The sequence below is a fragment of the Streptomyces sp. NPDC002092 genome (assembly GCF_053593775.1).
Genome location: NZ_JBSFDG010000008.1, coordinates 117,783 through 131,883 on the forward strand (window position 1 = coordinate 117,783; position 14,101 = coordinate 131,883).

Genomic DNA, 14,101 nt, shown 5'->3' on the forward strand with positions numbered 1-14,101 from the left:
CGGGTCGTCGGGGACGGTTCAGTCCACCCCTCTGATGCGGCTCACCAGCACCGCCCCCGCCACCCCGATCACCGCCGACACCAGGTACAGCACCCGGTAGCCGCCGAGATAGGTCACGATCGGCGCGGCGAGGGCGGGTGCCGCGACCTGTGGCAGGGCGTTGGCCACGTTGATCACGCCGAGGTCCTTGCCGCGGTCCAGCGCCTTCGGCAGTACGTCCGTCATCAGCGCGAAGTCGACCGAGGTGAAGACGCCGAAGCCGACCCCGAGCACCGCCGCCGCGACGATCGCGCCCGGCCAGGTCTGCCAGCCCGCCAGCGCCGCCGTCGCCACCGCCATCAGCACGCCCGACCAGATCACGAACGGCTTGCGCCGCCCCGCCCGGTCCGACCAGACCCCGCCCACCACGACCGTGGCGAGCAGTGTCACCCCGTTCACGGCCGTCAGGATCAGCACGCCCTGGTCGGGGTCGCCGTAGTGGAGGCGGTCCCGCAGGTAGTAGAGCAGGTACAGCAGCACCAGTGCGTTGCTGAGGTTGATCAGGAAGCGGGTCAGCCAGGCCCAGCCAAGGTCCGGATACCGGCGCGGACTCAGCCAGAACCCGGCGGCGAAGGACCGCCACGACCAGTCCGGCCGGTCCGCCGCCGCCAGCCGCAGGTCCTCGTAGCGCAGGACGTACGGCAGCACTCCCACCACCGTGAACACCGCGCACGCCACGTACCCGGCCCCGAGGCCCCCGGCCACCGTCGCGAGCCCGGTCCCGCCGACCACGCCCAGGATCTGCGCGGCCCCGAGCCAGCCGCCCACCGAGCCCCGCTGGAGCCGTGGCACCCGGTCCGGCACCGCGGCCGTCACCGCCGCGAACGCCGCGTTCAGCGTCAGCTGGACCAGACACCAGCCGGCCGCCATGGTCCACACCCCGCCCGCCCCCGCGAGCAGCAGCAAGGACAGCGCGCCGCCCGCCGCCCCGGCCACGATCCACGGCGTACGGCGGCCCCGGCGGGACGTCGTCCGGTCGGAGAGGGCGCCGAAGAGCGGGTTGGCGACCAGGGACACCAACGCCCCGGCTCCCGTCACCCACGCCAGCATCGCCTCCTTGGACATGCCGGAGCCCGGTGCGAAGTCCTTCGCCTGGGAGGCCAGCAGGATCTGCAGGGGGCCGTACCAGCCCACCCAGATCGCCCCGTTGGCGAGCGAGAGGGCGGTCGTCCAGCCGCGGCCGACCCGTTCGACGGGCTCGGCGAGTGCTTCCGCGGGCCGGGTGGCGGTCATCTCTGCGCCCGCAGCACATCCCGGAACCAGCCGTACGAGGACTTCGGCGTCCGCTGCTGCGTCTCGAAGTCGACGTGCACCAGACCGAACCGGCGCTCGTACCCCTCCGCCCACTCGAAGTTGTCCAGCAGCGACCACACGAAGTACCCGCGCACGTCCACGCCCGCCTCGACGGCCTTGTGCAGGGCCCGGAGGTGACCGTCGAGGTAGGCGATCCGGTCCTGGTCGTCGAGGCCCGGATAGGAGCAGCCGTTCTCGGTGATGACGACGGGCGGCAGGCGGTCGCCGTAGCGCTCGTGGAAGCCGGTGAGCAGCTCGGTCAGGCCCTCGGGGACCACGGGCCAGCCGAAGTCCGTCACCGGCACATCCTCGATCTGCCGTACCGAGAAGGGGAGTTCGGCCGGGATGGTCAGTCCGCCGAACTCGATGTCCTCGCCCTGCGGGGCGCCCACCCGGGTCGGTGCGTAGTAGTTGATGCCGTACCAGTCGAGGGGTTCCGCGATGACCTTCAGGTCGGACTCGACATCGCCCGGCATCAGCTCGCCGATGCCCTCCGGGTACTGGCCGAGCAGCAGCGGGTCGGCGAACAGGCGGTTCAGCAGCAGGTCGTAGAAGCCCGCCGCCTCCACGTCCGCGCTCTCCTCGGAGGCCGGCCAGGTCGGCCCGTGCGAGTTGGCGATCCCGATGTCGGTGGCGCCGGACGCGCGCAGGGCCCGTACGGCCAGACCGTGGGCCAGCAGTTGGTGGTGGGCCACCGGCAGCGCGTCGAAGAGCAGCTGTTTGCCGGGGGCGTGCGCACCCAGGGCGTGCCCCAGCAGCGTGTGTTCGGCGGGCTCGTTGAGGGTGATCCACTTCTTCACCCGGTCGCCAAGCCGCTCCGCGACGACGGACACGTACTCCGCGAAACGGGAGGCCGTGTCCCGTTCGAGCCAGTCCAGGGCGAGCGGCAGGTCCCAGTGGAAGAGCGTGGGGACCGGCCGTACGCCCGCGGCCAGCAACTCGTCGACGAGACGGTCGTAGAAGTCGAGGCCGCCCGCGGAGCGCACCCGCGGCCAGGAGACCGAGAAGCGGTACGCGTCCACGCCGAGGTCGGCCAGGAGGGCCACGTCCTCGCGGTAGCGGTGGTAGTGGTCGCAGGCCACCGCCGCGGTCGAGCCGTCCTTGACCCGTCCCGGCTCGGCCGTGAAGGCGTCCCACACGGACGGCTCGCGCTCGTCGACGGCGCCCTCGATCTGGTGGGCCGAGGTCGACACGCCCCACACGAAGCCGGCCGGGAAGCGGGGTATCGGGTTGCCTGCATCAGAAGCCATGGGCGGGATCATCCTTACCGGCGGTAACGGAAGTCAACGCCCAGGAATGAACTGCCGGTTACGCCCCTTCCTTCAGTACCCGGCTGATCAGTTCGCGCTGCTCGTCCGTGAGCCGGGGATCGGCCGCGTACACCGTCTTCCCGTCCACCGTGATCTCGTAGCTGAAGCCGTCCGGCACCCCGAGGGGAGGCGTGCCCCGGCCGGACGCGAGCGCGCGTTCGGCCAGGGCGTGCCACTCCGGGGCGTCGGGCCGGCCCGAGGTGTCCACCTCGGCATGGCGCTCGATGCCCGCGAACCCACCCGTACGCCTCACCTGAATACGCATGGGTCCCTGTCTAGTACGCGGTCACAGGATCCGCACCCCTACCTGTTCCCACGCCTTCTGTACGGCCTGCAGCTCCTCGCCCTCGTTGAAGCGGGCCTTCGCCGCCGCGACCGTGAGCTTCGCGAAGTCGTTGAACAGCGCCTGCGAGGACAGCTCGCCGCCGGTCAGGACGTCGTACCAGATCTGTCCCGCCTTCTCCCAGGCATGGCCGCCGAGCGCGGAGGCCACCAGGTAGAACGCGTGGTTGGGGATGCCGGAGTTGATGTGGACGCCGCCGTTGTCGCGGCCGGTGCGGACGTAGGCGTCCATGGTCGCGGGCTGCGGGTCCTTGCCGAGCACGTCGTCGTCGTACGCCGTGCCCGGTTCCTTCATGGAACGCAGCGCCTTGCCGGTGACGCTCGGGGCGAGCAGGCCCGCGCCGATCAGCCAGTCGGCCTCGGCGGCGGTCTGCCCGAGCGTGTACTGCTTGATGAGCGAGCCGAAGACGTCGGACATCGACTCGTTCAGGGCGCCCGGCTGGCCGTAGTAGGTGAGGTTCGCGGTGTGCTGGGTGACGCCGTGGGTCAGCTCGTGGCCGATGACGTCGATCGGGATGGTGAAGTCGAGGAAGATCTCGCCGTCGCCGTCGCCGAACACCATCTGCTCGCCGTTCCAGAAGGCGTTGTTGTACTTCACGTCGTAGTGGACGCTGGCGTCCAGCGGCAGGCCGTCGCCGTCGATCGAGTGGCGCTGGTAGGCCTTGAGGTAGAGGTCGAAGGTGGCGCCGAGGCCCGCGTAGGCGCGGTTGACCGTGGCGTCCTTGACCGGTGCGGCACCCTCGGCGCGCACCTTCTTGCCGGGCAGGTCGGTCTTGTGCCCGGCGTCGTAGATGGTGCGCAGCGGCTGGTCCGCCGGTGCCTTTGCCTGCGGCGCTTCGGCGAGGTTGAACTCGGTGGTCACGCGGCGGCGGCCGCGCAGCTCGCTGTCGCGCATCAGGGTGCGCCGGGCGGGACCGGAGATTGCGGGGTCGTCGTGCCGGGCCAGCTTGTCGAGGACATGTGGCGGTACGACGGTGCAGAAGACGGGCTCGAAGCCCCCGTTGGTCGTCATGCCCGGCACCCTTGCACTCAGTTATGCCGGTGTCACTACCCGCAACCATGATTGGTGAAATATGCGGACAGGGAAGCGCACGCTCCGTGACGAAGTGGTATGGCGCACTTTTTGTCCCTTTTATCTTGCGGGTCCCGCATACTGATACGGCGCCCCGCATCCGAAGGGGCTCGGCTAGCATGCTGTGCATCATGCGTTTCGGGCTGCTTCTTCTTAGCTGCCGCGGCGAGGGCCTGTAGTCCAGGTCGACTCCCTCCCCGCGGAGCTTGGCGTTGCGTCGTCGGCCGTCCTTCCGGACACCCTGAGGAGCCCGAGTCATCATGGCGAACCGCCAGCAGCCCAGCACTATGCCGATCCACAAGTACGGCCGGTACGAGCAGGTCGACATCCCCGACCGCACCTGGCCCGAGAAGCGGATCACCCAGGCCCCCCGTTGGCTGTCGACCGACCTGCGTGACGGCAACCAGTCCCTGATCGACCCGATGTCGCCCGAGCGCAAGCGCCGGATGTTCGACCAGCTGGTCAAGATGGGCTACAAGGAGATCGAGGTCGGCTTCCCCGCCTCCGGCCAGACGGACTTCGATTTCGTACGGTCGATCATCGAGGAGCCCGGGGTCATCCCGGACGACGTCACCATCTCCGTACTGACCCAGGCCCGCGAGGACCTGATCGAGCGGACCGTCGAGTCGCTGAAGGGCGCCAAGCGCGCCAACGTCCACCTGTACAACGCCACCGCGCCGGTCTTCCGGCGGGTCGTGTTCCGCGGCTCCAAGGACGACATCAAGCAGATCGCCGTCGACGGTACGCGCCTGGTGATGGAGTACGCCGAGAAGCTGCTGGGCCCGGAGACGGAGTTCGGCTACCAGTACAGCCCCGAGATCTTCACCGACACCGAGCTGGACTTCGCGCTGGAGGTCTGCGAGGCGGTCATGGACGTCTGGCAGCCCGGCCCGGGCCGCGAGATCATCCTCAACCTGCCTGCCACGGTTGAGCGTTCGACCCCGTCCACCCACGCCGACCGCTTCGAGTGGATGGGCCGCAACCTGTCCCGCCGCGAGCACGTCTGCCTGTCGATCCACCCGCACAACGACCGAGGCACCGCCGTCGCCGCCGCCGAGCTGGCGCTGATGGCCGGCGCCGACCGCGTCGAGGGCTGTCTGTTCGGGCAGGGCGAGCGCACCGGCAACGTCGACCTGGTCACCCTGGGCATGAACCTGTTCTCCCAGGGCGTCGACCCGCAGATCGACTTCTCCGACATCGACGAGATCCGCCGAGTGTGGGAGTACTGCAACCAGATGGAGGTCCACCCGCGCCACCCGTACGTGGGCGACCTGGTCTACACGTCCTTCTCCGGCTCCCACCAGGACGCCATCAAGAAGGGCTTCGACGCGATGGAGGCCGACGCGGCCGCCAAGGGCGTCACCGTCGACGACATCGAGTGGGCGGTCCCGTACCTGCCGATCGACCCGAAGGACGTCGGCCGCTCCTACGAGGCCGTCATCCGCGTCAACTCGCAGTCCGGCAAGGGCGGAATCGCATACGTCCTGAAGAACGACCACAAGCTGGACCTGCCGCGCCGGATGCAGATCGAGTTCTCGAAGATCATCCAGGCGAAGACGGACGCCGAGGGCGGCGAGGTCACCGGCGGCGCCATCTGGGCGGTCTTCCAGGACGAGTACCTGCCGAACCCCGAGAACCCGTGGGGCCGTATTCAGGTCAAGAACGGCCAGTCGACGACCGACACCGACGGCGTGGACACGCTGCGGGTCGAGGCGACGGTCGACGGTCAGGACACCGTCCTGACCGGAACCGGCAACGGCCCGATCTCCGCCTTCTTCGACGCGCTGCAGAAAGTGGGCGTCGACGCCCGGCTGCTGGACTACCAGGAGCACACGATGAGCGAGGGCGCCTCCGCGCAGGCCGCCTCCTACATCGAATGCGCGATCGACGACAAGGTCCTGTGGGGAATCGGCATCGACGCGAACACGACGCGTGCGTCGCTGAAGGCGGTTGTCTCGGCGGTCAACCGAGCCGCCCGCTGACCCGTCTGACCGGCCGTTTCGGGGCCCTGATCGCCGTATACGGCGATCAGGGCCCGTCACTTATCGGCCATCTGTTCGTGGAGGTCACGGAAAGGTCTCTTCCAGGGTGCTGACTACGCCTCTCCGATGTGGCTAACATCACGGGCACCGCGACGATGTTGCCGCGGTGTTAAGGAGGTGCGACGTGCTGCCAGTACGGGGACGAAACGGCCGAGCCGCCAGGCCTGTGCGCCTCCTGGGTACCCGCACCGCGTGGACACCCGTCGGAGACGGCGAGTTCTTCTGCCCGGGCTGCGGGGGCGACCGCAACTACCAGCGGCTGACCGGCCACCGCCGTTTCATGCTGCTCGGGGTGCCCGTGCTGCCACGCGGCGAGACCGCGCCGGTCGTCGAATGCGCCGCCTGCCGCCGTCACTTCGGCACGGACGTCCTCGACCACCCCACCACCACCCGCTTCTCGGCGATGCTCCGCGACGCCGTCCACACCGTCGCGCTCGCGGTGCTGGCCGCGGGCGGCACCTGTTCCCGTACGGCCCTGGAGGCCGCCGCGAGCATGGTCCGCGCGGCGGGCTTCGACGACTGCACCGAGGAGCAGCTGAACGCGCTCGTCGAGGCGCTGGCCGCCGACACCGGCCGGGCCTACGGCCAGTCCTGCGGCGCCGGACTCGCCATAGAGCTGCACGAGGCCCTGGACCCGCTGGCCCCGCACCTCGCCCCGGTCGGCCGCGAATCGATCCTGCTGCAGGGCGCCCGCATCGCCCTCGCCGACGGCCCGTACAACCCCGCCGAACGCGACGTCCTGGCCACCGTGGGCGCGGCACTGACCATCTGCTCGGACGACGTGACGAGGCTGCTGGCGGCGGCGCGTACACCGTCCTAGACCCGGACGCGTGCCGGCTGAGGCGGTGGCCGCCGGCCCTTCCTCGCCGGCCGCTGCGGGGCCTGGGCCGCGCGGCCTCGGTGATCAGTGGTGCGATGCGGCGGCGACGAGCACCACGCTGACGGCGACGAGCATCTGAAGACAGGTGCTGACGACGGCGCGGAGCCGGTGGAGCGGTACGGCGGTGAGCAGGATGACGCCGCCGGCGGTGCCGGCACCCTTGCCGTGGCGGCGCCCGCAGTACTCCCCGGGGAGTAATCCTGTGACGGCGCCACCCCCGGCAGTACGCCCCAACTCGCCCTCACGCCCGACGAACCGTCCCCCGCGTGCCGGGAGTCTGGAACCGACCCGGACATCCCGAGCGGAGGGAGGCCCGTCGATGGGGGCCGCAAGGACAGGAACACGGGGACGGCGTGCCGTGCCCTGGGTGGTGCTCGGGCTGTGGCTGGCCGCGCTCGTGCTCGTCGGACCGTTCGCCGGGAAGTTCTCCGGCATCCAGCAGAACCGGTCCGTGGACTACCTGCCCGACAGCGCCGACTCCACCCAAGTGGCCCGTGTCCAGGACCGGTTGCCGGGCGGACAGGCCACCGACCTGGTGCTCGTCTACCACCGCGACGGCGGCCTCACCGCCGCCGACCGGGAGAAGGCGGGCGCGCAGGTCGCCGAGATCGGGAGCAAGTACGAGCTCACCGGCACCCCGAAGGGGGTCCCGTCCCGCGACGGCACCACCCTCATGTACCCGGTCTCCAGCACCCGGCCCGGCCAGGACGACAAGGCACGGGACGCCTTCGTCGACGGCGTGCGCGCGCTCGCGAACGGCGGCGCAGGGCTCAGCGTGGACGTCGGCGGGCCGGGCGGCCTGCAGACCGACATGAGCAAGGTGTTCGGCTCCATCGACGGCACCCTGCTCTACGCCACCCTGGGCGTCGTCACGGCCCTGCTCGTCCTCATCTACCGCAGCCCGTTCCTGTGGCTGGTGCCGCTCGCCGTCGCCGGGGTCGCCGCCGGCATGGCGATGGCCGCCGCGTACGGGCTGCACGAGGCGTTCGGCGTCACCGTCACCGGACAGAGCGGCGGCGTGATGACGGTCCTCGTGCTCGGCGCGGGCACCGACTACGCCTTGCTGCTCATCTCCCGCTACCGCGAGGAGCTACGACGTCACGTGCGCCCGTACGACGCCATGCGCGCCGCCCTGCGCGGCTGCGGCCCGGCGGTCCTCGCCTCCTCCGGCACCGTCGCGGCCGGACTGCTGTGCCTGCTCGCCGCCGACCTCAACAGCAGCCGTGGCATGGGCCCGGTCGGCATGGTGGGCGTGCTCGCCGCACTCGTCGCGATGATCAGCCTGCTGCCCGCCCTGCTGGTCCTCCTCGGCCGCCGCGTCTTCTGGCCGCTGATCCCCGCCTTCGGCAGCGAGCCCAAGGCACGGCGGTCGCTGTTCGCCGCGATGGGCGGCTCGGCCACGCGCCGACCGGTCGTCGTACTCGCCACAGGTGCCGTGCTCCTCGGCGCGCTCGCGCTGGGCGCCCTGAACCTCCCCGGCGCCCTCAAGCAGGAGGACTCCTTCACCCGGCGGCCCGAGTCGATCTCCGCCGCCCGGACCCTGGCCCGCGCCTACCCCGGGCACAGCAGCCAGCCCATCACCGTCATCGCCCCCACCGCCAAGGCCGACGCCGTCCTGGCCAAGGCCCGCACCACCGACGGGGTCGCCCAGGCGACGACCGGCCGCACCGGCTCCGGCTGGACGGAGATCTCCGTCTTCGCCACCGCGGCCCCGGAGTCGAAGGGGGAGACCCGCACCATCGAGGCCCTGCGGGCCGGGCTCGACGACACCTACGGCAGCTACGTCGGCGGACCCAGCGCCCAGCAGCTCGATTTGGCCGACAGTCAGGCCAGGGACCGGGATGTCGTCGTGCCGCTGGTTCTCGCCGCCGTGTTCGTGATCCTCGTAGGCCTGCTGCGGAGCCTGGTCGCGCCGCTGATGCTGCTCGTCGCGGTGGTCGCGGTGTGGGGCGCGGCGCTCGGGATCGGCGGGCTGGTCTTCGGGCCGGTGCTGGGCTTCGCGGGCACCGACTCGGGGCTGGGGTTGTTGTCGTTCGTGTTCCTGGTGGCCCTCGGCGTCGACTACGGCATCTTCCTCATGCACCGCATGCGCGAGGAGTCCGTCGCGGGTGCCGAGCCCGAGACGGCGGCGCTCACCGCCCTGCGCACCACGGGCGGGGTCATCGCCTCCGCGGGTGTCGTACTCGCCGCGACCTTCGCGGTGCTCGGCACGCTGCCGCTGGTACCGCTGGTCGAGCTCGGGTTCGTGATCGCGGTGGGTGTGCTGCTGGACACCTTCCTCGTCCGGACGTACCTGGTGACGACGGCGAGCGTGCTGCTGGGGCGCCGGGTGTGGTGGCCGGGGCGGCTGTCGCGGGCGCCGGAGCCGGTCCGGGTGGAACGGCAGCCGGAGCGGGTGTGAAGCTGACCCCCGTGCAGCAGACGACAGCGACCGGAACCCGGCGGGGCGAGCGGATCATGGCGGTGGTCAACCGCGACCCCCGCACCGCCCCGCACGGCACCCGCAACGACGCGGTCCTCGCCGTGGTCCTGGCCGCGGCGGGGGTGTGCCTGGCGCTGTTCACCGCCCCGCACGACCGCCCCGACGCGCTCGGCTGGACGCTGCTGCTCGGTGCGTACGTGCCGATCGTCTGGCGCCGCCGCCACCCGTTGCTCGTGCTGGCGGCGGTGGTGGCGCTGGTCGCCCCGTACCACGCGCTGGACAACAACCACGGCGCGCCCGTGCCCGCCACCTGCGTCGCGCTGTACACGGTCGCCGTCACCGGCCGCCCGCTGCGGACCGTGCTGACCGCGGTCGCCGTCCTCGGCGTCACGGTGGCCGCGATGTTCGCCGTCGACTACCACCAGGGCCTCGAACTCCTCCGCGTCTCCGGCTGGGTGATCGCCACGCTCTTCTGCGGCGTGGACGTCCGCTTCTACCGCCAGTACGTGGCCGCGATCGTCGAGCGCGCCGAGCGCGCCGAACGCACCCGGGAGGAGGAGGCCCGCCGCCGGGTCGCCGAGGAACGGCTGCGGATCGCCCGTGACCTGCACGACCTGCTCGCCCACACCATCACCCTCATCGGCGTGCAGACCTCGGTGGCCGCGCACGTGCTGGCCGCCGACCCCGAACGCCTGGACCGGGAGACGGTGGCGAAGGCCCTGGACGACATCGCCGAGACCTGCCGGACGGCGCGGGGAGAGGTGCGGACGACACTGGAGGTGCTCCGCGAGAACGACTCGCCGGACGGCCGCGGCCCCCTCCCCGGCCTCGACGGCCTGCCCGACCTGGTGGAGACGGCACGGCTCGCGGGCGCACGCGTCGAGCAGACGGTGCGGGTACGGCAGGCCCCGCCCGCCGTCGGCGCCGCCGCGTACCGCATCGTGCAGGAGGCGCTGACCAACGCGGTACGGCACGCCGGCCCCGAACCGGCCGTACGCGTCGACCTGTACGACGACGAGGGCGCCCTGCATCTGTCCGTCACCGACGACGGGACCGGACCCACTCCCGGCGGCACACCCGGCTTCGGGCTGGTCGGCATGCGGGAGCGGGCCCGCAGCGTGGGTGGCACACTCGACGCCGGGCCGCGGGCAGAGGGCGGCTTCGAGGTGACGGCCGTACTGCCGCTCACGACCACGGGGGAGACCGACGGATGACCATCCGCGTACTGCTGGCCGACGACCAGACGCTCGTACGGGCCGCGTTCGCCATGCTCGTCGAGTCGGCGCGGGACATGGCGGTCGTCGGACAGGCGGGAACCGGCCGGGAGGCCGTGGCGCTGGCCCGCGGCGAGCGCCCCGACCTGGTGGTGATGGACATCCGCATGCCGGACCTGGACGGCATCGAGGCGACCCGGCTGATCGCCGCCGACGAGGACCTGGCGGACGTACGGGTGCTGGTCCTCACCACCTACGACACCGACGAGAACATCGTGGAGGCGCTGCGCGCGGGGGCCTCCGGCTTCCTGGTGAAGGACACCCGCCCGGCCGAACTCCTGGATGCCATCCGTACGGTGGCCGCGGGCGAGGCACTGCTGTCACCCGGACCGACGGCACGGCTGATCGAGCGGTTCCTGCGCAGCCCGTCGGCGCCCGCGACCGGCGGGCCGGAATGCCTCTCCGACCGGGAGCGGGAGGTGCTGGCCCTGCTGGCGCGCGGGCTCAACAACACCGAGATCGGTGAGGCGTTGGGGCTGAGCCCGCTGACGGCGAAGACCCATGTCAGCCGGATCATGGGGAAGCTGGGGGCGCGGGACCGGGCACAGCTGGTCATCGTGGCCTACGAGTCGGGACTGGTCACCCCGGGCACCATCTGACGGTGACTCTCCTGCGCCACACCCTCCTCGCAGCCACCGTGCTCCTCACCCCGCTCACGGCCCTCACCCCGGCCCGCGCCGCCACCGGCTGCACGTCCTCCGTCCCCTACGCCTCGGGCGAGGGCGGCTACGACACCTACCGCATCCCGGCGACGGTCACGACCGGCCGCGGCACGGTACTGGCCTTCGCCGAGGGCCGCCACAACGGTGCCGGGGACACCGGGAACATCGACGTCGTCCTCAGACGCTCGGTCGACGGGGGCTGCACCTGGGGCCCGCTGCAGGTGGTGGCCGCCGGGAAGGGGGACACCCGGGGCAACCCCGCCCCCGTCGTCGACCCGCGCACCGGTGCGGTCGTCCTGCTGACCTCCTACAACAGCGGTACCGTCACCGAGGCGCAGATAATGCGGGGCGAGGTCACGGCGGGGCAGGGCCGGCGGGTGTTCGTGCAGCGCAGCCGGGACGGCGGGCGGCACTTCACGCCGCCGCGGGACATCACGGACGAGGTGAAGCCGCCTGGCTGGCGCTGGTACGCGACCGGGCCCGGCCACGCGGTCGCCCTGACCCGCGGCCCGCACGCCGGCCGCCTGGTCGTCCCCGCCAACCACTCCGCCGCCCCGCCCGCCGGGTCCCACGACACCGGCCAGGAGGCCAGGTACTACGGCGCGCACGCCCTCTACAGCGACGACGGTGGGCGGAGCTGGCGGCTCGGCTTCGTGAACTCCTCCTACGACGGCGCGGACAACGCGAACGAGTCCACGGCCGCCCAACTACCCGACGGGAGGCTGTACTTCAGTGCCCGGGACCAGAACGGGACGAGTGTCGGCAACCGGCTCGACGCGTACTCCGGTGACGGCGGGGAGTCGCTGGAGCGCCCGTACGCGGTGCAGCCGACATTGAACGACGTTCCGGTGGTCCAGGGGAGCGTCCTGCAACTCGCGGGCCGCAAGGGGCCCTTGTCGTTCTCGGGGCCGTCCGTGCCGACGGCTCGGCGAGCCATGGCGATCTGGCGGAGTGAGGACGGCGGGGGGACGTTCACGAAGGTGCTGACGGTGTCGGCGTTGCCGGCCGCGTACTCCGACCTGGTGCAGATCGATCGGGACACGGTGGGGTTGCTGTACGAGACAGGGGTGTCGGGGCCGTACGAGAGGATCGAGTTCCGCCGGGTGCAGGTGTCCGACCTGGGGTAGAGATCCCCGCTTTCGGCCTGAACGGCCTCGTCCTCAAACGCCGGAGGGGCTGGAAAATCCAGCCCCTCCGGCGTTTGAGGAGCGGGGGGCCGGGGGCCCCGGGTCGGGACCTCCTACAGGAGGCCCGCCGTCGCCAGGAACTTGCCGACCCGCTCCACCTCGTCGGGAGACAGCGGCACCTGCGGCTCAGCCGTCACCGGACAGTCGATGACGCCTCGCAAATGCAGCGCCGCCTTGAAGGCCCCAAGGGCCGACGAACTGCTGCCCATCCGCCCCGGATCCCCGACCCGCACCATCCCGAACAGCGCACACAACCGCTCCTGCTCGGCCCGCGCCCCCTTCCAGTCACCCGATCGGCACAGCCCGTCCAGGCGGACGTAGCCATGGGGGTCAACATTGGCGAGCCCGGGCACCGCCCCGTGCGCCCCCACCGCAAGCGCCGCGTCGATGATCAGTTCCGATCCGGTCAGAACGCTGAAGCCGGTGATGTCGGATCGATTGCGCGCGCCGCTGACGACCTCGCGGAAGCCCGCCAGATCGCCACTGGAGTCCTTGAGCCCCGCGAGCGCACCCTCGGCCGCCAGGTCGAGCACGACGGCCGCCGGAAGCTTCGTGTGCACGGCCGCCGGGATGTCGTACGCGACCACCGGCACCGGCGAAGCCGCCGCGATCAGGCGGTAGTGGCGAGCGATCTCCGCCGGATGCGTGACCGCATAGAACGGCGCCGTCACCACCACCGCATCCGCCCCCGCAGCCGTCACCGCCGCCACATGATCCAGCACCCTCGGCGTCGTCATGTCGATCGCCCCGGCCAGGACGGGCAGCTGTCCGGCCACATGAGCCACCACCGACTCCACCACCAGCCTGCGCTGCCCGTCCCGCAGAAACGCCGCCTCCGACGACGACCCCAGCACGAACAGCCCGTGCACCCCGCCGCCCACCAGGTGGTCGACCAGCCTGAGCAGTGAGGGGACGTCCACCTCGCGGTCCGGTGTCAGGGGCGTGCAGACGGGCGGGACGACACCGGTGAGCGGGGCGGGGACGGTCATGAGGGCTCCGTGGGGTGGTTCTGGCGTACAAGATCCTGCGTCGACTGGTTCTCCTCCACAGGATGGTGACAGAGGAGGGGCTGGACGTGACGATCCGCCGCCGCCACTTCCGCGGCACCGAGGCCCGTACGCTGATCCGATGACGGACACCTGGCATCCCGCGGACCCCGGTGTGCTGCGACTGCCGTCGGGCCGGCTGGTCCGCGGCCGCGGGCTGCGGCACCCCCTCGCCCCGGGGTCGCCCACCCCCTCGTACGCCCTCTGCCTCCTCGGCAGACAACCCCCGCCCGCCCCCTGGGAGTTCACCTGGATCCGCTGGCCCGACTTCCGCCTTCCCGCCGACCGTGCGGCCGCCCGCGCCGCACTGACGGCCGCCTGGGAGCGGGCGGCGACCGAGCGCGTCGAGATCGCCTGCGCAGGAGGCCGCGGCCGCACCGGCACGGCACTGGCCTGCCTGGCGGTCCTGGACGGCGTACCGCCCGAGGATGCGGTGGCCTTCGTACGACGCCACTACGACCGGCACGCGGTGGAGACGCCTTGGCAGAAGCGGTACGTGCGGAGGTTCCAGGCAGGGTGCGCGTAGTCGGCC

Annotated in this window: 13 protein-coding genes; 7 read left to right on the plus strand and 6 right to left on the minus strand. The window is 71.6% G+C overall.

Annotation, left to right across the window (positions count from 1 at the left end; genetic code table 11):
• Positions 1-18 precede the first annotated feature (18 nt).
• Genes ACWCRD_RS19825 through ACWCRD_RS19840 form a run of 4 tightly spaced genes read right to left on the minus strand, consistent with a single transcriptional unit; the run spans position 19 to position 3,996 of the window.
• Positions 19-1,272 carry an MFS transporter gene (locus tag ACWCRD_RS19825; RefSeq protein ID WP_450967110.1) on the minus strand — a complete coding sequence of 418 codons (1,254 nt, stop codon included), beginning with the start codon at positions 1,270-1,272 and terminating at the stop codon, positions 19-21.
• Positions 1,269-2,582, minus strand: coding sequence for a GH1 family beta-glucosidase (locus ACWCRD_RS19830; RefSeq protein ID WP_450967111.1), 1,314 nt, complete (start codon positions 2,580-2,582; stop codon positions 1,269-1,271). Before ACWCRD_RS19830 ends, ACWCRD_RS19825 begins: the two co-directional genes overlap by 4 nt.
• A 58-nt stretch (positions 2,583-2,640) precedes the next feature.
• On the minus strand, positions 2,641-2,907 hold the full coding sequence (locus ACWCRD_RS19835) for a protealysin inhibitor emfourin (protein WP_450967112.1): 267 nt from the start codon (positions 2,905-2,907) through the stop codon (positions 2,641-2,643).
• Positions 2,908-2,928: 21 nt separating this feature from the next.
• Positions 2,929-3,996: a M4 family metallopeptidase gene (locus ACWCRD_RS19840; protein ID WP_450967113.1), complete on the minus strand. Its 1,068-nt coding sequence runs from the start codon at positions 3,994-3,996 to the stop codon at positions 2,929-2,931.
• A gap of 320 nt (positions 3,997-4,316) precedes the next feature.
• On the opposite strand from ACWCRD_RS19840, the gene leuA reads away from it, so the two are divergent.
• Together leuA and ACWCRD_RS19850 are read left to right on the plus strand one after the other, a co-directional pair.
• Positions 4,317-6,038: a 2-isopropylmalate synthase gene (gene leuA / locus ACWCRD_RS19845; RefSeq protein WP_450967114.1), complete on the plus strand. Its 1,722-nt coding sequence runs from the start codon at positions 4,317-4,319 to the stop codon at positions 6,036-6,038.
• Positions 6,039-6,222: 184 nt separating this feature from the next.
• Positions 6,223-6,918: a tellurite resistance TerB family protein gene (locus tag ACWCRD_RS19850; RefSeq protein WP_450967115.1), complete on the plus strand. Its 696-nt coding sequence runs from the start codon at positions 6,223-6,225 to the stop codon at positions 6,916-6,918.
• 84 nt (positions 6,919-7,002) lie between these two features.
• Here ACWCRD_RS19850 and ACWCRD_RS19855 read toward each other — a convergent pair whose 3' ends face one another.
• Positions 7,003-7,212 carry a hypothetical protein gene (locus ACWCRD_RS19855; RefSeq protein WP_450967116.1) on the minus strand — a complete coding sequence of 70 codons (210 nt, stop codon included), beginning with the start codon at positions 7,210-7,212 and terminating at the stop codon, positions 7,003-7,005.
• 85 nt (positions 7,213-7,297) lie between these two features.
• Here ACWCRD_RS19855 and ACWCRD_RS19860 point away from each other — a divergent pair, with 85 nt between their 5' ends.
• The 4 genes from ACWCRD_RS19860 to ACWCRD_RS19875 are packed head-to-tail and all read left to right on the plus strand — an operon-like array spanning position 7,298 to position 12,463.
• A complete protein-coding gene (locus tag ACWCRD_RS19860; RefSeq protein WP_450967117.1) occupies positions 7,298-9,379 on the plus strand; it encodes an MMPL family transporter in 2,082 nt (693 codons plus the stop codon).
• 56 nt (positions 9,380-9,435) lie between these two features.
• Entirely contained in the window at positions 9,436-10,614 is a 1,179-nt protein-coding gene (locus tag ACWCRD_RS19865) for a sensor histidine kinase (RefSeq protein WP_450967359.1), read from the plus strand.
• Positions 10,611-11,273, plus strand: a complete 663-nt coding sequence (locus ACWCRD_RS19870) for a response regulator (RefSeq protein ID WP_450967118.1) — start codon at positions 10,611-10,613, stop codon at positions 11,271-11,273. Before ACWCRD_RS19865 ends, ACWCRD_RS19870 begins: the two co-directional genes overlap by 4 nt.
• Positions 11,274-11,275: 2 nt before the next feature.
• Positions 11,276-12,463 carry a sialidase family protein gene (locus ACWCRD_RS19875; protein ID WP_450967119.1) on the plus strand — a complete coding sequence of 396 codons (1,188 nt, stop codon included), beginning with the start codon at positions 11,276-11,278 and terminating at the stop codon, positions 12,461-12,463.
• Between the two features lie 113 nt (positions 12,464-12,576).
• Here ACWCRD_RS19875 and ACWCRD_RS19880 read toward each other — a convergent pair whose 3' ends face one another.
• Complete coding sequence (locus tag ACWCRD_RS19880) at positions 12,577-13,512, minus strand: dihydrodipicolinate synthase family protein (protein ID WP_450967120.1); 936 nt, start codon at positions 13,510-13,512, stop codon at positions 12,577-12,579.
• A 139-nt stretch (positions 13,513-13,651) separates the two neighbouring features.
• Here ACWCRD_RS19880 and ACWCRD_RS19885 point away from each other — a divergent pair, with 139 nt between their 5' ends.
• Complete coding sequence (locus ACWCRD_RS19885) at positions 13,652-14,095, plus strand: protein-tyrosine phosphatase family protein (RefSeq protein WP_450967121.1); 444 nt, start codon at positions 13,652-13,654, stop codon at positions 14,093-14,095.
• Positions 14,096-14,101: the final 6 nt, after the last annotated feature.